This window comes from Curvibacter sp. T50 (assembly GCF_057219955.1).
Genome location: NZ_JBXVVU010000002.1, coordinates 270,093 through 289,475 on the forward strand (window position 1 = coordinate 270,093; position 19,383 = coordinate 289,475).

The window sequence follows — 19,383 nt, forward strand, 5'->3', positions numbered from 1 at the left end:
CCGACTTCGTGCCGGAAGTTAGCGCTGGTCAATTGGTGGAGGCGAAATGCTAGCACTCAACTCCAACGAGTGCTAATGATAAGGGCATTTGGTGGCAATTCAAGGCCGACACTCCGTGCCACACTTGGCACATGCCCGATTCCGCCGAACTTGCCCGCCAGTCGCTGGCTGCCTTTGACGCCGTCGTCGCGGCCGGAGACGGTTTCTGCGACCGGCCCGGTCAGCGGCAAATGGCCGAAGCCGTGGCCCGCGCCTTCAGCGAAGCCGAACTGGGCAAGGCCGAGGAGGGCGAGGACGCGCCCACCCGCGCCATCGCGGTGATCCAGGCCGGCACCGGTGTAGGCAAGTCGCTGGCCTACTGCGCGCCGGCCATCGCGCTGGCCCTGGCGCGCAATACCCGGGTGCTGATCGCCACCGCCACCGTGGCGCTGCAGGAGCAACTGGTCCACAAAGACCTGCCGCTGCTGGCGGCGCAGATGCCGCAGCCGTTCCGTTTTGCGCTGGCCAAGGGGCGTGGGCGCTATGTGTGCAAGCTCAAGCTCGGCCGCCTGTCGGGGGCGCTCGATCTCGGCCCCGAAGACGACCTGTTTGACGATGAAATGGGCCACACCCAGCAGGAAAAGGTCGAATACCGCTTGCGTTTTTATAGCGAATGGAGCCGCGATCTGAACCGCAGCGCCTGGGACGGTGACCGCGACACCCTGGCCACCCCGCCCGAGGCCGCGCTGTGGACGCCGGTGGCTGCCGATGCGCGCTCCTGCACCGGGCGGCACTGTCCCCAGTTCGGCGAGTGCACCTATTACGAACGGCGCAAGGAGCTGGTGGGCGCGCAAGTCATTGTGGCCAACCACGACCTGTTGTTGTCTTCCCTGGGCTCGCGCCTGCTGCCCGAACTGGACCAGTGCCTGCTGGTGCTCGACGAAGGCCACCACCTGCCCGCCACGGCGCTGGACCAGTTTGCCTGTGACACCGACCTGTCGCGCACCCATTGGGTGGACAAGCTCGCCAGTCGCACCGTGCGTATCGGCGGGCAGCTGGCGGTATCCGAGGTGGCCGACGTGCCGCGCCTGGCTGCGCAATTGCGCCAGACCCAGCAGGACCTGGCCCGGCTGGTGATGGAGTCCTACGGCGATGTGCTGAAAGCGCCCACGGGCAACTGGGGGCCGGCGCGGGCCCGCGCACCCCACGGCCGCTTGCCCGCCGCACTGGACGAGCCGCTGCGCCTGCTGCTGGTCACGGCCGAGAGCTTCCTGGACATCATCGCCGTGGTCGCCAAGGTGCTCAAAACGGCCATCCGCGACCAGCCCGATGACGCACGCCGCCTCTCGGCCCTGTACGCCCAGATCGGCACGCTGGCGCCGCGTCTGGAAGAGGTCCATGCCACCGCCGCCTTGCTGCTGCGCGAGCCTGCCACCGGGGCCGAAGACGAAACCGATGCCAACGGAACCCGCAACCTGCCGGTGGCCAAATGGTTCACCTGCGCGGTGGACGGCGACTACATCGTCGTCCGGGCCCACGCCAGCCCCATCCTGCCCGGCGCCACGCTGCGCAGCCAGCTGTGGGGCGCGGTGCGTGGCGCCGTGGTCACCTCGGCCACGCTGACCAGTTGCGGCCAGTTCGACTTTTTCCTGCGCGAAGCCGGCCTGCACGCCGATCCCGACGTCACCACCCTGGCGGTGGACAGTCCCTTCGACTACGCCCGCCAGGGCCGCTTCATTGCCGCCGAGACGGCGGCCGACCCCAAGGACGCCGCCGCCTTCAACGCCGAAGTGGCCGCCACCCTGGTGCGCGACTTGCCGGCCGTGGAGCACGGCGCGCTGGTGCTGTTCACCTCGCGCGAGCAGCTGCGGGTGGCGGTGGACGCGCTGCCCGCCAGCCTGCGCGAGCGGGTGCTGGTGCAGACCGAGCTGCCCCGCGCCGTGCTGCTGACGCGGCACCGCGAGCGCGTCGCGGCCGGTGTGCCCTCCGTCATCTTCGGCATGCAGTCTTTCGGCGAAGGGCTGGACCTGCCCGGCGCGCTGTGCGAGAGCGTGTTCATCGCCAAGCTGCCGTTTTCCCCGCCGGACGACCCGGTGGGCGAGGCCCGGGCCGAATGGCTGCGCGGCGCCGGGCGCGACCCGTTCATGGAACTGGTCGTGCCGGCCACGGCGATTCGCCTGGCGCAATGGGCCGGCCGCGCCATCCGCACCGAGACCGACCGCGCTTTCGTCACCTGCTACGACCGGCGCCTGTCCCGCACCGGCTACGGCCGCCGCCTGCTGCAGGGCCTGCCGCCGTTCACTCGCGTGCGCCGCGATGCCCAGGGGCAGGAGCAGGCGCTGGAATAGGCGAACGATAGACGAACGCCGCCCAGGCCGTTTCCGGCACGCAGGCCTGTCGTGTTCGACTTTGCTTCGGGGTACACCCGGTGCCGATTCGGCCGTGCGCCTCTTCCCGGAGCGTCGCCGGACGCCTACCATCGGGGCCACACCGTTTGCGCCCCTGGTCCGATGAAACCTGCCACTGCCCCCCACCCGACCCCACCGGCCGCCGCGCCCGCCTGGGCGCTGGCCCTGCGCCGCTTCACCGACTGGCTCTCGCACGACTTCGGCGGCGGCCCCCGGCCGTGGAAGTTCGCCTGGGTCATCAATTTCCAGAAGGCCGGCACCTTCTTCTTCCTCGGCTTTCTGATCTGGTGGTACGGCAACACCAGCACCGTGGCCTGGATCTACCTGGCGCTGCACGGCAGCTACGGTCTGGTCTGGCTGGTCAAGGACATGGCTTTCCCCGACCCGAACTGGCAGGTGAAGATCACCATCGGCGGGGGCATCAACGCCTTCCTGGGCGTGCTGGGCTGGTACTGGGTGTTCGGCTGGCTGCTGATTTCGGGCACGGTGCGCCCGGTGTACCCGCTGCCGGACCACGCCTGGTTCGCGCTGTGCATCAGCCTGTGTTTGCTGGGCTCGGTCATCATGATCGCGGCCGACGCCCAGAAGTACTTCACCCTGCGCGTGAAGCGCGGGCTCATCACCGACGGGATGCACCGCTATGTGCGCCACCCCAACTACCTGGGCGAGATGCTGATCTACGGCAGCTTCGCGCTGATGGTCTGGCACTGGTTGCCGGTGCTGGTGCTGGCCTGGGTCTGGGGCGGACTGTTCGCCGTGAACATGGTGCTCAAGGAAGCCAGCATGGCGCGTTACCCCGAATGGGCGGCGTACAAGAAGCGCACCTGGTGGCTGGTGCCCGGGCTGCTCTGAGAGGCTGAGAGTCTTTCGTCCATGCCCGCCTTGCACGCCAAAACACCCCGGCTCGTCGTTGCACATGCGCGCCATGGCCCGAGCCATGGCTGTGCTTTGCGCCTCGATCCGGTGCGTTCTGACGCGCCTTTCGGGCACGGCCAAAAAACGCTCAGCCTCTGAGGCGGCAAACGCCCCGTCTTGGCGGGGCGAAGCATTCACCGTATACTGTTTATCCGTACAGTATTGGACGGCCCGCTCAAGCGGGCTGTGTGTTTTGTGGTGCCCTTGCGTCTGTCCCTGTTGGCTGCAGAGGAGCCGGTTTCGCCGGGCGCCGGGCCGTGCCTGCCCGATGCCGTCTGGCGTGCCGATGCGCTGGCGTGTGCCGACGGGGCGGTGCGGTCCAGCGGCCATGCGGCGCTGGACGCGGCGCTGCCCGGCGGCGGCTGGCCGGTGGGGACGCTGGTGGAACTGCTGCAGACCCAGCCGGGGCAGGGTGAGTGGCGGCTGCTGGCGCCGGTGCTGGCCGCCACCACCGGCGCGCTGGTGCTGGTGGCGCCGCCGCACGCGCCGTTTGTGCCCGCACTGGCGGCGCAGGGGCTGGCGCCGGCGCGGCTGCTGCGGGTGGGTGGCGCGGGCGGTCCGGACGCCGAGCCCGGGGCGGGCCGGGGCACGGCCGCACTCGACCCGGCCGCGCGGGTCTGGGCGGCCGAGCAGGCGCTGCGCTGCGCCGTGGTGGCCGCCGTGCTGGCCTGGCTGCCGCAGGTGCGCCCCGAGCAGCTGCGCCGCCTGCAGCTGGCCGCGCAGCGCCACGGCACGCTGCTGTTTGTCATGCGCCCGGCGCGGGCGCGGCACGAATCCTCACCCGCGGTGCTGCGCCTGCTGGTGGACGAGGCCACCGCCGCTGTCCCTGATACAGCCTCTGCCGCCGACCCCGATGCCCTGGTGCTGCACCTGCTCAAGCGCCGCGGCCCGCCGCTGGAGCAGCCGCTGCGCTTGGCCGCCCGCCCGCCCCGGCTGACGGCGTTGCTGCAGGCCAGCCGGGGTGCGGCCGGCCGTCGGCGCCAGGCGGCGGCACGCACACCGCTGCCCGCCGGGCCAGGTCTTCCGGTGGCGCCCGGGGCCGGCGCCACGCCCGCCCGGGCCACCCCCCCACGGCCCCGAACGGCCGCCACCCCCCATGCTCTGGATCGCCCTCGCCAGCGCGTCGCCGCCTGAGGACGGCGCAGCCGGGCCGGCGGCTGGCGTCCCTACGCCGGCCGCGCCCGACGCCTCGTTCGCCGCCGACGCCACCGCGCTGGCCTGGCGGGCGCTGGTCTTCACCCCGCGCGTCATCCGGCTCGAAGAAGCCGTGCTGATGGACATCGCCGCCAGCCAGCGGCTGTTTGGCGGCGCCGGCGCCCTGCTGGCGCGGTTTTTTGAGGAAAAAGAGCCGATACCCAGCGTGATATGGTCTTATGGCGCTACTGAATGGATAGCAATCGGGCGCCTGCGCGCGGCCCCGCTGCAGCCGCTGCAGGCCACCGATCCGGTGGATGGCGCCGCTGGGGGGGAGGGCGCCGCGGCGGTGCCGGCCACCTGGCCCGCCGTGCCGCCGCCCGAGGCGCTGCCGCTGGGGGCCTTGAGCGCCGCCCGTCCGCACCTGGCCACACTGGCCGGGCTGGGCTGCCGCAGCTGGGGCGACCTGCGCGCGCTGCCGCGTGGGGGCGTGGTGCGGCGCTTTGGCGAGCCGCTGCTGGCCGCGCTGGACCATGCCTTCGGCCTGCGCCCCAGCACGCACGACTGGATCACCCTGCCCGAGCAGTTCGACGAGCCGCTGGAGCTGCCGCAGAACGTGGACACCGCCCCGGCGCTGCTGTTCGGCGCGCGGCGCCTGCTGGCGCGGCTGCACGCCTGGCTGCGCGCGCGCCGCCTGGGGCTGCTGGGGCTGGAGCTGGTCTGGCAGATCGACCGCCGCCGCGACCTGCCGCCCGAAGGCCGCCTGCCGGTGCGCACCGCCGTGCCCACGCTGGACCTGGCCCACATCGAACGGCTGCTGGCCGAGCACCTGGCCCATGTCACGCTGCCCGCGCCGGTGCAGGCGCTGCGCCTGCGCACGCTGGAGACCGCACCGCTGCCCGGCGACAGCGCCAGCCTGCTGCCCGACCCGCGCCAGGACGGCGACAGCCTGCACGCCCTGGTCGAACGCCTGGGCGCCCGGCTGGGCGCGCACCAGGTGCAGGCCGTCGAGCCGGTGGCCGACCACCGTCCCGAGCGCATGCTGCGCTGGTTGCCGGTTTCGGAAGCTCCAAAATGGATCGCAAACAATGACCGCCTGACGCTGGGTATCGGCCAAAAAACCGTCAAACCGGCGAAAAGAACGACCGCTGCGCCTGCAACCACTCCGTCCGGCCGCTCGCAACCTGCCTGCGCGCACCCGCAGCCGGCACCGCCCGGCGCGCTCTACCCCAGCTGGCTGCTGGAGCGACCGTTGCGCCTGGTGGTGCAGCGTCACCGGCCGCTCTACCAGGGGCCGCTCACGCTGCTGGTGGGGCCGCAGCGCCTCGAATCGGGCTGGTGGGACGCCGACCCCACCGGCAGCGCCGCCGCCCCCGCCGCGCTGCGCGACTACTTCATCGCCCGCAGCCCGCAGGCCGGCCTGCTGTGGGTGTTCCGCGAACGCCTGCCGCAGAGCGCCGAGCCCGGCTGGTACCTGCATGGGCTGTTTGCGTGAGCGGCCCCGCCGAACCGTGCCCCCGTTCCGGTCATGTCCTCGGAATTCCCCGTCCCCGCTGCCGCCTCGCCGCTGCCCGCCTACGCCGAGCTGCACTGCCGCAGCAACTTCAGCTTCCAGATCGGCGCCTCCCATGCCGAGGAGCTGGTGGAGCGGGCCCATGCGCTGGGCTACAGCGCGCTGGCGGTGACGGACGAATGTTCGGTGGCGGGGCTGGTGCGCGCGCATGGCGAGGCGAGAAAGCGGGGGCTGAAGCTGATCGCCGGCGCCGAGTTCGTGCTGGAGGACGGCGCCCCGCCGGATGCAGCCGACGACACCGGCCCGGACGGAGCCGCGGTGCCCGCCGCCCGCTGGCGCGTCGTTGCCCTGGCGCGGGACCGGCGCGGCTGGGGCCAGCTGTGCAGCTTCATCACCGCCTGCCGCCGCGCCGCGCCCAAGGGGCACTACCGCGTCGGCTGGGGCGACCTCACCGCCGCCCGGCTGGCGGGGTGCGAGATCCTCCTGGCGCCGGATCGACTGACGCGAAGCGCTATCACGATGGAAGCACTTCAGCACCGTCTCATGCTGGGTAAGGGCCAATTTGGTGCCCATTTCTGGCTGGCGGCCGAGCTGCTGCACGGCCTGGACGACGACCTCTGGCTGGCGCAGCTGTCAGACGCCTCGGCCGCCACCGGCGTGCCGCTGCTGGCGGCGGGGGACGTGGTCATGCATGTGCGCTCGCGCAAGCTGCTGCACGACGTGCTCACCGCCGTGCGCCTGGGCGCGCCGGTGGCGCAGTGCGGCTTTGGCCTGCAGCCCAACGCCGAGGCGCACCTGCGCCCACGGCTGCGCCTGGCCGCGCTCTACCCGCCCGCGCTGCTGGCCGCCACGCTCACCGTGGCCGGGCGCTGCACCTTCAGCCTGGACGAGTTGCGTTACGAATACCCGCGCGAAACCCTGCTGCCCGGCTGCACCCCGGCCCAGACCCTGCGCCGCCACACCTGGGACGGCGCCGCCCACCGCTACCCCGGCGGCATTCCGGCCGGAGTGCAGCAGCAGGTGGAGCACGAACTGGCGCTGATCGCCGAGCTGAAATACGAGATGTATTTCCTCACCGTGCACGACCTGGTGGTCTTTGCCCGCAGCCGCGCCATCCTGTGCCAGGGGCGCGGCTCCGCGGCCAACTCGGCCGTGTGCTACTGCCTGGGCATCACCGAGGTGGACCCGTCGCGCATGAGTGTGCTGTTCGAGCGCTTCATCTCGCGCGAGCGCAACGAGCCGCCCGACATCGACGTCGATTTCGAGCACCAGCGGCGCGAAGAAGTCATCCAGTACCTGTATGCCAAATACGGGCGCGAGCGCGCCGCGCTGGCCGCCACCGTCATCAGCTGGCGCCCGCGCAGCGCGCTGCGCGACGCCGGCCGCGCGCTGGGCATCGCGCCCGCCTGGGTGGACCGCCTGGCCAAGGAGCATTTCTGGTTCGACGGCAGCGCCGCCGGCCGCCAGCGCCTGGTCGACGCCGGGCTCGATCCCGACGACTGGCGCCTGGTGCAGTGGCTGGAGGTGGCCGCGCGGCTGATCGGTTTTCCGCGCCACCTCAGCCAGCACGTGGGCGGCTTTGTGCTCACCCAGGGGCCCCTCACCCGCCTGGTGCCGGTGGAAAACGCCGCCATGGACGGCCGCACCGTCATCCAGTGGGACAAGGACGACCTGGACGCCGTCGGCCTGCTCAAGGTGGACGTGCTCGCCTTGGGCATGCTCAGCGCCATCCGCCGCTGCCTGGCGCTGGTGGGCCAGCGCCACGGCGCCACCTGGCAGCTGCAGGACATCCCCGCCGACGACACCCCCACCTGGGACATGATCTGCGCCGCCGACACCGTGGGGGTGTTCCAGATCGAAAGCCGCGCGCAGATGAGCATGCTGCCGCGCCTGCGCCCCCGCTGCTTCTACGACCTGGTGATCGAAGTCGCCATCGTGCGTCCCGGCCCCATCCAGGGCGGCATGGTCCACCCCTACCTGCGCCGCCGCCAGGGTCTGGAGCCCGCCGAGCTGCCCAGCCCCGCGCTGCAGGAAGCGCTGGGCCGCACCCTGGGTGTGCCCATCTTCCAGGAGCAGGTGATGCAGATCGCCATGCTGGCCGCCGGCTTCAGTGCCGACGAAGCCGACAGCCTGCGCCGCGCCATGGCCGCCTGGAAACGCAAGGGCGGCGTGCAGAAATTCCACGACCGCATCGTCAGCGGCATGACGGCGCGCGGCTACAGCACCGAATTCGCCCAGGCCATCTTCCGCCAGATCCAGGGCTTCGGTGAATACGGCTTCCCCGAAAGCCACGCCGCCAGCTTCGCGCTGCTGGTCTGGGCCAGCTGCTGGCTCAAACGGCACGAGCCGGCGTGCTTCCTCGCTGCCATGCTCGACAGCCAGCCGCTGGGTTTCTACAGCCCCAGCCAGCTGGTGCAGGACGCCCGCCGCCACGGCGTCACCGTCCACCCGGTGTGTGTACTGGCCAGCGAGTGGCTCTGCACCCTGGAGTCTCCCGCCGCCGAAAGACCACTCCCAGCCGTTCGCCCTGAGCCTGTCGAAGGGCCACCCTCCACCGTTCGCCCTGAGTCGTTCGAAGGGCCGCTCGTGAAAACGCTCCCCGGGCTTGCCGAAAGCCCACCATTGACCGTTCGCCCTGAGCCTGTCGAAGGGCCCGCCACCTGGGGCCATGGCCACCCGGCCGTGCGCCTGGGCCTGCGGCAGGTGCACGGTCTGCCCGAAGCCGCCGCCCGCCGCATCACCGCCGCCCGCGCGGACGCCCCCTTCACCACCGTGGAAGACCTGGCCCAGCGCGCCGGGCTGGACGCCGGCGACCTCAAGGCCCTGGCCGCCGCCGACGCGCTGGCGGCCCTGGCTGGCCACCGCCGCCAGCAGGTGTGGGATGCCTCGGCCCTGCACCGCGCCCCGGCGCTGCTGCGCGCCGCCCCCACCCACGAAGACTGGCTGGACCTGCCCGAGGCCCCCGAAGGCGAAGCCATCGTGCACGACTACGCCGCCACCGGCCTGACGCTGCGCCGCCACCCGCTGGCGCTGCTGCGCCCGCGCCTGGCCGCACTGCGCCTGCAAACCGCCGCCGCGCTGCAGGCCGCCCCCGACGGCCGCCTGGTGCGGGCCTGCGGCATCGTCACCGTGCGCCAGCAGCCCGGCACCGCCAAAGGCGTGGTCTTTGTCACGCTGGAAGACGAAACCGGCACCGTCAACGTCATCGTCTGGAAAGCCCTGCGCGAGCGTTTCCGCCGCGACCTGCTGCACGCCCGCCTGCTGGCCGTGCACGGCACCTGGCAGCGCGACGAAGCCACCGGCGGCCAGGTCCGTCACCTGATCGCCGGCTACCTGAAAGACCTGACGCCGCTGCTGGGCCGGCTGGCGGACGCGGGCATGGGAAGCCGGGATTTCCGGTGAGGGGCGGGCGCGGGACCGGGTCGTGAGCGGGGTGCCCCCCGGCGCCGTTGCTCAGGTCATCAGCACCGCCGCGGCGATGATCAGCGCACCGAGGGCCAGGTTCACGCTCACCCCGGTGCGTATGCTGCCCAGTGCGGCGGCGCCGGCGGGCCAGTCCTGCGCGGCGGTGGCGCGGGTCAGGCGCTTGAACAGGGCGAAACGGATGTGGCCGAAGATGGCCATCATCACCAGGCCCAGCACGGACATGATCATCCAGTCCAGCGGCATGGCAAAGCTCAGGCCGGCCTGCACCGAGTCTTTGGCCACGCGGCCGATCATCCACAGGCCGGTGACCAGCACCACGCCGATACACACCAGCACCGCCGCAAAAAAGCGCTGCAGCGCCGCGTGCATCAGCGGCACGCGCTGCGGCGGCGGCAACTGCAGCGCCGCCGGACGCAGAAAAAAGTGGGCGAACACCATGCCGCCGATCCAGACCACAATGGCCAGGACATGCAGCAGTTTGAGGCTTGCGTAGAACATCACAACTTCCCGGTCGGTAAGTGGCGCACGCGGCGCCGGGCAACATCGCACAGCGCGCGGTGGGGCGCTGTGCGATGTGCATGATGCATGAGAAGCCAAGCGCCCGCGTCGGTCAAGGCTTTGCGCGCGTACCGCAGCTGTCAGGGCGCCCTCCGCCGGGGCGTACAGACAGATTTTCGGTGAAAAGTGCCGATACCCATCGTAAAATGGTCATATATAGCTATGAATAGCGTAGTATTTCGCATGCTGGCGAATCGCCTGTCCCTGGCGTGTGTACCGTCGCTTTTCCGCTGAATCCTTGCCCGCCATGTTCCAGCCACTGCCTGTTGTCCTGACCGCCGTTTGCCTGTTGGCCGTATGTGCGCTGCTGGTGGCAGACCGGTTCGACCACCCGCCGGGGCGCGTGGTGGGCAAACTCGCCGCCAGTACCGCGTTTGTCGCGGTCGCCTTGGCCTTGGGCGCATACCGGGGTCTGTACGGACAGCTGATTCTGGGCGCCCTGCTTCTGGGCTGGCTGGGCGACGCCTTTCTGCTGTCGCGCGCCGCCAAGGCTTTTCTCGGCGGGCTCGCCGCATTTTTGCTGTCGCACCTGCTCTTTGCGGGCGCATTCATGACAGCCGGGGTGTCCACGGGCGCCATGGGTGTGGCGGCGGTGCTGGCGGTGCTGTTCGGTGCCGGGGTGCTGCGCTGGTTGCTGCCGCATGTGCCGGGGGAGATGCGGTTGCCAGTGCTCGCCTATGTCGCCGTGATCTTGCTGATGTGCATCGCCGCGGCCGGGCATGCGGCGGCGTCGGGTCGCTGGGCGGTGCTGGCGGGGGCGGTGCTGTTCACCGCATCCGACCTGTCGGTGGCGCGCGACCGCTTTGTGCAGCCGGCGTTTGTCAACCGGCTGTGGGGCTGGCCCACGTATTTTGCGGCGCAGCTGGTTCTGGCCTGGACGGTCGCCACGGCGCCCTCCCTGGGCTGAGCGCCTCGCTCCGCAGCCGTCCCGGCCGGCTGTCATCAATGTTTCATCGGTTTTGCGTACGGTGCAGGGCTGGTTGTCACACCATCGCCTCCCTCACGCTCCCTCACGCTTGCTCACCGATGAAAACCCTGCACCGTCCTTTCCCGTCCCTTTTTTCGGCCCTGATGGCCGGCCTGGTTCTTTCCCTGGGTACGCTTGCCGCCTGCGGCGGCGGCGATGACCCGGTGCCGCAAGAGCCGACCCCGGTGTCGTTGACGCTCAAGAAACTGGGCGGCTACGAGACCGGAACCCTGGCGGCCGCCGAAATCAGTGCCTATGATGAACTTAGCCGTCGCCTGTTTGTCGTCAACGGCGCCCTGGGCACCGTGGACGTGCTGGACCTGAGCAAACCCGAGGCCCCGGCCAAGCTGGGCACCATCACCGTGAGCGACATCGGCGGCGCCGTCAACAGTGTGGCCACCCACGACGGACTGGTGGCGCTGGCGGTGGAAGCCAACCCCAAGACCAGCCCTGGCAAGGTGGCGTTCTATGACGCCCGCACCTTGACCCGCCTTGCGGTGGTGCCCGTCGGCGCCTTGCCGGACATGCTTGTTTTCACCCCCGACGGCAAACAGGTGCTGACGGCCAACGAAGGTGAGCCCAACAGTTACGGCGCAGCCGATTCGGTGGACCCCGAGGGCTCTGTCAGTATCGTCACCGTCAACCGCAGCGGCGCCGGTGTCTCGCCGACCGTCGCAACAGCCGATTTCCGCGCCTTCAACAGTCAGGCCGACGCGCTGCGCACCGCCGGCGTGCGCATCTATGGCCCGGGCGCGACCGTGGCGCAGGACCTGGAGCCCGAGTACATCACCGTCTCTGCCGACGGCAAGATTGCCTGGGTGACGCTGCAGGAAAACAACGCGATCGCCACGGTGGACATCGCGGCGGCCAAAGTCACGGCGATTCATCCGCTCGGCCTCAAGGACCACAATGTTGCCGGCGCCGGCCTGGACCCGAGCGACGAAGACGGCGGAACCAACACCAACAGCGGCACCCCGACGATCAAGATCGGGCCCTGGCCAGTCCGGGGCATGTACATGCCCGACGCCATTGCCAGCTACCAGGTTGGCGGCAAGCAGTACCTGCTGACCGCCAACGAAGGCGACGCCCGTGCCGACTGGCCCGGTTTCAACGAAGAAGTGCGTGTGCGCGCCCACTGCGACAAAGGGCTTGACCCTGCGGTGTTCCCCGGCGCGACCGGTACGGCCGCCGACCCGCTGCTGTTCGATTCCAATCTGGGCCGCCTGCGGATCACCGCCAACCCCAATGGCGGCGACAGCGGCAAGAATGCCGCAGGCCAATGCACCAGGTTGTGGGCCTATGGCGCGCGCTCCTTCACGATCTGGGAAGCTGGCGCGAATGGGTTGACCCGCGTGTTCGATTCGGGCGACGACATCGAGAAACGCACCCAGGCACTGGGTACGGTCGCCAACTTCAACGCCGGCCATGACAACAACACGCTGGACAGCCGCAGCCCCAACAAAGGACCGGAACCCGAAGCGATCACGGTTGCCACGTTCGGCAAGAAGACCTATGCCTTCATTGGCCTGGAGCGCATCGGCGGCGTGATGGTCTACGACGTGACTGACCCGGCGCGGGCCAGCTTCACCACCTACCTGAACACCCGTAGCGGCGTCACCGGGGACCGCGGCCCCGAGGGTCTGAGCTTTGTCCCTGCCAGCCGCTCGCCCAACGGCAAACCGCTGCTGATCGTGGCCAACGAAATCAGCGGCAGCACGGCGGTGATGCAGATCGATCTGGGCTACTGAAACCCCAGTGCGGCCTGGCATCAGGGCGGGCGACAAAGGCGGGCGGCGCGCCCGGTGAAAGCTCCACCCCTCGTGGCATGACGCCGGTGGCGTCATAGTGCAGCTCGTTCGGGTGCCGGCGTCAGCGCTTTTCCCTCTCCTCGCCTGCTCCGGCCTGTCGTGCGCGTGGGTTTCGCTGTTCATCCGGTAAATGCGCGCGATTTGACCTGATCGATACCTGGCGCGGTGGATCGGGGAGTACGATGGGCGGGGCACATCCAAAGGAAAGAGGGGTATCCGTCATGAGAAGCCGTCTTGCAGTTTTTTTGGTGATCTGGGTGATGACACTTGGCCTGGCCCAGGCCCAGTCACCGAAGGTGGCCTTTGACAACAACCTGACGCCCAATCAGGTTGTCAAGGGTGTGGTCCGGTTGTTTGGTTTCGCGCGGACGACCAATTCCCAAGGGTATGTGGAAGTTGCGGTGGATGGGCAACGGATCGGCCGTCCGGCGTACCCGCTCTTTCGCACGGATGTTCCCAATTCCGGTTGGGGCATGGAACTCGACACCGAGGCATTCGCGAACGGTAACCGTCTGATTGAAGCGTTCGGGTATGAAAAGTCCGGTCAACTGGTCGAGTCGGCGAGGCTCACGTTGAACTTCCGCAACACGCCGCTGCGGGGCGTCATCGAGAGCCCGGGCTGGCGCGATCCGGCCAGTGGCGAAATCGGTATCGCGGGCTGGGCGCTGGCCGAAGGCGGATTGAAGTCCATGGAAATCCAGATCAATGGGCAACGCGTGGCCGATGCCCAACTGGGGCTCCCCCGATCAGATGTTCAGGCCGTGTTTCCGGAGTACGGTAACGCGACGAGCGGATTTCGCGCCGTGGTGAACCTTGCGCGTCTGGATCTGCCGCGCGGGTTTCACCGTGTCGATGCCGTCGGGATCACCTCGGCCGGCGATCGAAAGCGGATGGCAACTTCAGAGATATTCCATACAGCCGGCCGGGTCGGCCGCAGTTATGTCGACTTTCCCACGATCAACGGCAGTGCTGAACCGGCCCCGTCGGGATTGCGGGTCGCCGGATGGAGCGAAGGGGTGTCTCCCGCGCGTTATGTCGACGTTTGGCTGAATGATCGTCCGCTCGGACGCGTGGACGGCATGTTCGACAATCGTCCCGATGTTCCGCCGGTTTTTCCTGCCGTGACCAATGTCCGGGGCTTCGATACCACTCTGGACGTCCGCACGCTGGTGTCCGGGCCGAATCGAATCCGCATGGTCGCGACTGATTTCAGTGGCATCCGGACCAATCTGGACACTTTTACGGGGCCGGTGCAATTCACGGCATTGAAAGTACCGAAATTGTTCGGAGCCCATCTGCGTCCTGCCAACGACTATGGCGGTTCCATCCAGATCTATCGGAACGAGATGTTTGCACCGGACATCGTGATGTATTTTCAGCCGTGGCGCACGTCATCCGGGGCCTGCTCGCCGCTGAACGAATACCCCTATCTCCCACAGCGGGTCACTGAGGCCGGTGCCATCCCGATGATTACCTGGGAGCCGCTGCAGGAAGGCGCGTCGAGTCAGGCCAATTTCAAGCTGGCCAGCATTCTTGCCGGTGCCCACGACGAGTGTGTTCGCGCCTATGCCCGCCAGGTCAAGGAGTTCGGTCAACCCGTGATGATCCGCTTCGCCCATGAATTCAATGGCAATTCCAACCATTGGACCGGCGACTCCAACGGACGCGATCCGGCCCTGTATGTTGCGGTCTGGCGGAAAGTCGTCGACATGTTCAATGCCGAAGGAGCGACCAACGCATTGTGGGTGTGGTCGCCGGATCATGCGTCGCCACCGGAGGTGCCGCAACCGGCCAGCGATCTGCGCAACTACTATCCTGGCGATGCCTATGTCGATTACATCGGTGTGTCGGGCTATAACTGGGGTAACGATCCGCTGCGCGGCGGTGGCTGGGTAACACCGCAGCAGGTGTTTCGTACGTTCCTGGACCTCGTCAAGCGAGACTTTCCCGGCAAAGGTGTACTCATCACGGAGGTCGGCAGCGTCAAAGGATATGGTGATTTCAGCCGCGCCCAGTGGTACCAGGAGTTCTTTGACTACATCAACACGCGAACTGAAGTCAAAGGCGTGATCTGGTTCAACGACTACGCGTTCGCCAATACCTCGATGCCGGACTTTCGGGTGACCAACACCCCCGGGTTTCCGGCGGTCAATGCGGCCGAATCCGCGGCTTTCCGCGCTGCGGCGCAGGGCTTTCGCGGCACGAAAAACTGAACGGATGACCTGGGGCCAAGGACGGGCCGCGCGTGTTCTTGTTCCCGCTCCGCCGCTCCGCCGCTCGGCAGCGGCGACTGCAGGCCGGAGTCTGACCTTGATCCCCGCCGTGCTGTCGTCGGGCCGCGCACTCCGCGCTGCCCGCGCGGATACTGCGGCAAGCGCCCTTAGCAGTCGATTGCGCTGTACAGCCCCAGTGCTGCGCCCAAGCCGCCGGTTCCGGCCAAGCCCAGCCGATAGCGGTGAGGCTCCGTGTGGGGCGGCTGGGCCAGGGCACTGCCCGGTGCATACAGGGCATCCAGCAGGGCGTCGGGGGCAGAGAACCGGGCGGCAGTATGTCGCTCCTGTTGCTGGCGGGCCAGCTTGAACCACCATCGGCCATTGAGCACCTGATCCGCCAGGTAGGCGGGCCAGGTGCGGCGTTGTTGCGCAGCCAGCAGGGTGCCGTCGTTCCACCAGGTCGCGGCCGTTGTCGCCTCCGGTGCCGGCTGCGCCAATATCAGCAGGTTGTCGCTGTTGGCGGGGTTCTGCGCAACGATCTTCCAGCCTGCCGTTTGCAGGGCCTGGCGCAGGCTGTGAGCTGTGAAATATAAGGTGTGAGCCCGAAAGAACATGTACGAGGGCGCACAAAATCGGTTGGCGTTGGGAACTTCGATCAGCAGGTAGCCGTCGTGTGATACTTTGCGCCGTATCAATTGCAAGGTTTTCAGCGGGTCAACCAGATGTTCGAACACATGGAACATCGTAACCAGACCAAACTGTCCGTCGGCGGCCTGCGGCAGGCGGTCGTGCAAAGAACCGTTTTCCACCGACAATCCCAGGCTTTCGCGAGCGTGGGCGGCGTACCCGGCATGCGGCTCTATGCCGGTCGCGTTGAAACCCCGTTGGCGCATGAGGAAGACGAATTCGCCGCTTGAGGCGCCAATATCCAGAGTGCAAGCCGCTGGCGGCAACGGCTCCCCCAGCTTCTCCGTCGCTTCCTGCAGCCATTGCCAACGATCCAGGGCGTTGCGCCCGGCGCGCAGCACATGCCGCAGCGCCGGGCGGACGGCCTGCTTGTAGTCCTGACGGTAATGGTGGGTGTACCAGGCATGCAGTTGCGCAGGTGTGGGCAACGGGTCGATGCGGCCGGTGCCACAAGTGCAGCATTGGACGGTTCGCAACGCTTGGCCGGTTTTGCCGTCGCGCTCGGCGACGACCATGGCATGGCGATCTCCGCAGATCGGGCAAGATGTCTGGCAGGTGGTTATGGCGGCGGACATGTCGGTAGCTCAGTACGTCGTGATTCCACAGCACTATGTACCCGTTGCACGCCCGCCGCCCGCGCGTTGCGGCAAGTCCCTGGATTGCGCGGGAATTCGAGAACCCCCGTGCGGCGCGCGGGGCGAGTGCCTTTATTTCAACCCGGCCAGATCCCGCAGGACCGCAACCTTGTCGGTCTGTTCCCAGGTGAATTCCGGCTCTTCGCGGCCGAAGTGGCCGTAGGCTGCGGTTTTCTCGTAGATCGGGCGCAGCAGGTCCAGCATCTGGATGATGCCTTTTGGACGCAAGTCGAACACCTCGCGCACGATCTCGGCGATGCGCTCGTCCGGAATCACGCCGGTGCCTTCGGTGTAGACCGTCACGTTCATCGGATGCGCCACACCGATGGCGTAGGCCACCTGGATCTGGCACTGGCGCGCCAGGCCGGCGGCGACGATGTTCTTGGCCACGTAGCGGCCGGCGTAGGCGGCCGAGCGGTCCACCTTGGTCGGGTCCTTGCCGCTGAAAGCGCCACCGCCGTGCGGGCAGGCACCGCCGTAGGTGTCGACGATGATCTTGCGGCCCGTGAGACCGCAATCCCCCTGCGGCCCGCCGATGACGAAGCGGCCCGTGGGGTTGACCAGGTACTTGGTGTCCTGCAGCCACTCCTTGGGCAGCACCGGCTTGATGATTTCCTCGATGACCGCTTCGATGAAGCTGTCCTTCATCTTCGTCTGGGTTTCGCTCTGGTCGGGGCTGTGCTGGGTGGACAGCACCACGGTGTCGATGCTGTGGGGCTTGCCGTCCACATAGCGCATCGTCACCTGGCTCTTGGCGTCCGGGCGCAGGAAGGGCAGGCGGCCGTCCTTGCGCAGCTGGCTCTGGCGCTCGACCAGGCGGTGCGCGTAGTAGATCGGCGCGGGCATCAGCTCGGGGGTTTCGTCGCAGGCATAGCCGAACATCAGGCCCTGGTCGCCGGCGCCGGTGTTCAGGTGGTCGTCGGAGGCGTGGTCCACGCCCTGGGCGATGTCGTTGGACTGCTTGTCGTAGCAGACCATGACGGCGCAGCCCTTGTAGTCGATGCCGTATTCGGTGTTGTCGTAGCCGATGCGCTTGATGGTGTCGCGCGCGACCTGGATGTAGTCCACGTGGGCGTTCGTGGTGATCTCGCCGGCCAGCACCACCAGCCCGGTGTTGGTCAGCGTCTCTGCGGCGACGCGCGAGCGCGGGTCCTGGGTGAAGATGGCATCCAGGATTGCGTCGGAAACCTGGTCGGCCACCTTGTCGGGGTGCCCTTCCGAGACGGATTCGGATGTGAAAAGAAAGTCGTTCGCCATTTGAATACACTCCGTTGTTTGCATGGCGCGTTGCCCTGCGGAATGCCTGGCGAACGCTTTAGCAGTACTGTTTACCGTCGCCCTGCAAGTTGCTCAGTTAACTCGGCGACGGGTTGATTTTACCAAGTGGCCGATGTCCTCACTGTTTCGCCTGTTTTCACACTGTCCGCTGGTGGTGCTGCACGGCCTCGGCGTGGTGCTGGGCTGGCTGTCGTTTCTGCTTTCGCCCAGCTACCGGGCCCGCTTTCTCGCCAATGCGGCGCAGGCGGGTTATGGCTTTGTCCAGGTGCATGCGGCGGTCGGCCATGCCGGGCGGATGTCCAGTGAATTGCCGCGTTTGTGGCTTGGGGGGCCGGTCCGGTTCGAATGGGAGGGGCTGGCGGCCGTGGATGCGGCCTACGCCCGTGGCAAAGGGGTGGTTTTTCTGACGCCCCACCTGGGCTGTTTTGAGGTTACCGCCCAGGGGCTGGCGCAACGATACAGCGCGGCGCACGGGCCCATCACGGTGTTGTACCGGCCAGCGCGGCAAGCCTGGCTGGCCGCCATTGTGGAGGGCTCGCGCCAGCGGCCCGGTCTTGTGACAGCTCCGACCACGTTGGCCGGTGTGCGGCAGATGATCAAGGCACTGCGAGTCGGTCAGGCGGTCGGACTGCTGCCCGATCAGGTGCCGCCGCAGGGCATGGGGCAATGGGCGCCTTTTTTCGGGCGGCCGGCGTACACCATGACCCTCGCCGCACGGCTGGCGCTGCAGACCGGCGCGACAGCGCTCCTGGTCTGGGGTGAGCGGCTGCCCTGGGGGCGGGGTTATCGCCTGCACTTTCGCGAAATGAGTCGTCCGCTGTCTCCCGAACTGGACGCGGCCGTGGAGCAGATCAATGCCGAAATGGAGCGGCTGATCCGGGAGTGTCCACAGCAATACCTGTGGGGTTACGCGCGCTACAAGCAACCCCGCAAGGAGGACTGAAGGTGCACCCCGGCATTGCTTTCATGCGGCTGATCGCACCCCTGCCGCTGCCCGTGATCCGGGCGCTGGGCTGGTGCCTGGGACAGCTTCTGTATCGGCTGGCCCGGTCCCGGCGGCGGGTGACGCTGATCAACCTTGGCCTGTGTTTTCCGCAATGGAGTGCTGCGCAGCGCGAACACTGTGCCCGCCGTCATTTTGTGGTGTTCTGTCAGGCCTGGCTTGATCGCAGCTGGCTATGGCATGGCCAGGAGGCCACCGTCCGCCAGCGATTGCAGCTGGAGGGCTCCATTCACTCGCTGCGTGCGGCGCAACCGCAGGTGTTGTTCGCCCCCCATTTTGTCGGGCTCGATGCGGGCTGGGCGGCCCTGAACCTGCACTTTGACCGGCCTTTTGCCACGATTTACATGCGCCAGTACAAGCCGGCTCTGGATGCCTGGCTGGAATCCGGCCGCCAGCGCTTTGGTGCGCCGATGCAGTTTCCTCGCACCGAAGGGGTACGCCAGATCGCCCGGGCGCTGGGCGACGGCGCCGCCCTGTACCTGCTCCCGGACCTGGACTACGGGCCGCTGGTGTCCGAATTCGTACCGTACTTCGGGGTTCCGACGGCCACAACAACGTCGCTGTCGCGGTTTGCCCGCGTGGCACGCGCGTCGGTGCAGACGGTCACGACGCGTTTGACACCGCAGGGCTACACGGTGTCCGTGAGCGAGGCTTGGCCGGATTTCCCGACCGCGGATGCCGTCGCCGATACCGCGCGAATGAACCGCTTGCTCGAAGGCCTGATCGTCGACAACGTGACCCAATACCTCTGGACCCACCGCCGATTCAAGACCCGTCCGGCAGGCCAGGCCTCGGTGTACGCCTGATTCGCTTGATTTATGGCCGAATGTGCCAATACCCAGCGCAAAACGGTCGTTTG

13 protein-coding genes are annotated in these 19,383 nt (G+C 68.1%); 10 read left to right on the forward strand and 3 right to left on the reverse strand.

Going from position 1 to position 19,383, the window contains the following annotated elements:
• Window positions 1-131 precede the first annotated feature (131 nt).
• From dinG to AC2EBU_RS10615, 5 genes are all read left to right on the forward strand, one after another.
• Entirely contained in the window at window positions 132-2,327 is a 2,196-nt protein-coding gene (gene dinG, locus AC2EBU_RS10595; RefSeq protein WP_484610386.1) for an ATP-dependent DNA helicase DinG, read from the forward strand.
• Window positions 2,328-2,489: 162 nt separating this feature from the next.
• Entirely contained in the window at window positions 2,490-3,239 is a 750-nt protein-coding gene (locus AC2EBU_RS10600) for a methyltransferase family protein (RefSeq protein WP_484610387.1), read from the forward strand.
• A gap of 261 nt (window positions 3,240-3,500) precedes the next feature.
• The gene (imuA, locus tag AC2EBU_RS10605) at window positions 3,501-4,436 is read left to right on the forward strand and encodes a translesion DNA synthesis-associated protein ImuA (RefSeq protein ID WP_484610388.1); all 936 of its coding nucleotides are present in this window, start codon (window positions 3,501-3,503) and stop codon (window positions 4,434-4,436) included.
• Window positions 4,399-5,931 (forward strand): DNA polymerase Y subunit UmuC family protein, encoded by a 1,533-nt coding sequence (locus AC2EBU_RS10610; RefSeq protein ID WP_484610389.1) that lies wholly within the window; start codon window positions 4,399-4,401, stop codon window positions 5,929-5,931. The genes imuA and AC2EBU_RS10610 overlap by 38 nt, the downstream gene beginning before the upstream one ends.
• 33 nt (window positions 5,932-5,964) lie before the next feature.
• On the forward strand, window positions 5,965-9,351 hold the full coding sequence (locus AC2EBU_RS10615; RefSeq protein WP_484610390.1) for an error-prone DNA polymerase: 3,387 nt from the start codon (window positions 5,965-5,967) through the stop codon (window positions 9,349-9,351).
• Window positions 9,352-9,402: 51 nt separating this feature from the next.
• Here the strand turns inward: AC2EBU_RS10615 and AC2EBU_RS10620 are convergent, their stop codons facing one another.
• Window positions 9,403-9,873, reverse strand: a complete 471-nt coding sequence (locus tag AC2EBU_RS10620) for a CopD family protein (protein ID WP_484610391.1) — start codon at window positions 9,871-9,873, stop codon at window positions 9,403-9,405.
• 307 nt (window positions 9,874-10,180) lie between these two features.
• Here AC2EBU_RS10620 and AC2EBU_RS10625 point away from each other — a divergent pair, with 307 nt between their 5' ends.
• From AC2EBU_RS10625 to AC2EBU_RS10635, 3 genes are all read left to right on the forward strand, one after another.
• Window positions 10,181-10,840, forward strand: coding sequence for a lysoplasmalogenase family protein (locus AC2EBU_RS10625; protein ID WP_484610392.1), 660 nt, complete (start codon window positions 10,181-10,183; stop codon window positions 10,838-10,840).
• A gap of 119 nt (window positions 10,841-10,959) precedes the next feature.
• A complete protein-coding gene (locus AC2EBU_RS10630) occupies window positions 10,960-12,648 on the forward strand; it encodes a choice-of-anchor I family protein (RefSeq protein ID WP_484610393.1) in 1,689 nt (562 codons plus the stop codon).
• A gap of 308 nt (window positions 12,649-12,956) precedes the next feature.
• On the forward strand, window positions 12,957-14,921 hold the full coding sequence (locus AC2EBU_RS10635; RefSeq protein WP_484610394.1) for a glycoside hydrolase family 26 protein: 1,965 nt from the start codon (window positions 12,957-12,959) through the stop codon (window positions 14,919-14,921).
• A 167-nt stretch (window positions 14,922-15,088) separates the two neighbouring features.
• Here AC2EBU_RS10635 and AC2EBU_RS10640 read toward each other — a convergent pair whose 3' ends face one another.
• Complete coding sequence (locus AC2EBU_RS10640) at window positions 15,089-16,183, reverse strand: class I SAM-dependent methyltransferase (RefSeq protein WP_484610395.1); 1,095 nt, start codon at window positions 16,181-16,183, stop codon at window positions 15,089-15,091.
• 132 nt (window positions 16,184-16,315) lie between these two features.
• Window positions 16,316-17,500 carry a methionine adenosyltransferase gene (gene metK / locus AC2EBU_RS10645; protein WP_484610396.1) on the reverse strand — a complete coding sequence of 395 codons (1,185 nt, stop codon included), beginning with the start codon at window positions 17,498-17,500 and terminating at the stop codon, window positions 16,316-16,318.
• A gap of 133 nt (window positions 17,501-17,633) precedes the next feature.
• On the opposite strand from metK, the gene AC2EBU_RS10650 reads away from it, so the two are divergent.
• Window positions 17,634-18,464, forward strand: a complete 831-nt coding sequence (locus tag AC2EBU_RS10650; RefSeq protein ID WP_484610397.1) for a lysophospholipid acyltransferase family protein — start codon at window positions 17,634-17,636, stop codon at window positions 18,462-18,464.
• Window positions 18,465-18,487: 23 nt separating this feature from the next.
• Window positions 18,488-19,330, forward strand: coding sequence for an LpxL/LpxP family acyltransferase (locus AC2EBU_RS10655; RefSeq protein ID WP_484610580.1), 843 nt, complete (start codon window positions 18,488-18,490; stop codon window positions 19,328-19,330).
• Window positions 19,331-19,383: the final 53 nt, after the last annotated feature.

Coding starts and splice junctions, on each gene's coding strand:
- AC2EBU_RS10630 (WP_484610393.1), top strand. CDS start 10,960: ATGAAAACCCTGCACCGTCCTTTCCCGTCCCTTTTTTCGGCCCTGATG.
- AC2EBU_RS10625 (WP_484610392.1), top strand. CDS start 10,181: ATGTTCCAGCCACTGCCTGTTGTCCTGACCGCCGTTTGCCTGTTGGCC.
- AC2EBU_RS10650 (WP_484610397.1), top strand. CDS start 17,634: ATGTCCTCACTGTTTCGCCTGTTTTCACACTGTCCGCTGGTGGTGCTG.
- metK (WP_484610396.1), bottom strand. CDS start 17,500: ATGGCGAACGACTTTCTTTTCACATCCGAATCCGTCTCGGAAGGGCAC.
- AC2EBU_RS10640 (WP_484610395.1), bottom strand. CDS start 16,183: ATGTCCGCCGCCATAACCACCTGCCAGACATCTTGCCCGATCTGCGGA.
- AC2EBU_RS10615 (WP_484610390.1), top strand. CDS start 5,965: ATGTCCTCGGAATTCCCCGTCCCCGCTGCCGCCTCGCCGCTGCCCGCC.
- dinG (WP_484610386.1), top strand. CDS start 132: ATGCCCGATTCCGCCGAACTTGCCCGCCAGTCGCTGGCTGCCTTTGAC.
- AC2EBU_RS10600 (WP_484610387.1), top strand. CDS start 2,490: ATGAAACCTGCCACTGCCCCCCACCCGACCCCACCGGCCGCCGCGCCC.
- AC2EBU_RS10620 (WP_484610391.1), bottom strand. CDS start 9,873: ATGTTCTACGCAAGCCTCAAACTGCTGCATGTCCTGGCCATTGTGGTC.
- AC2EBU_RS10610 (WP_484610389.1), top strand. CDS start 4,399: ATGCTCTGGATCGCCCTCGCCAGCGCGTCGCCGCCTGAGGACGGCGCA.
- AC2EBU_RS10655 (WP_484610580.1), top strand. CDS start 18,488: ATGCGGCTGATCGCACCCCTGCCGCTGCCCGTGATCCGGGCGCTGGGC.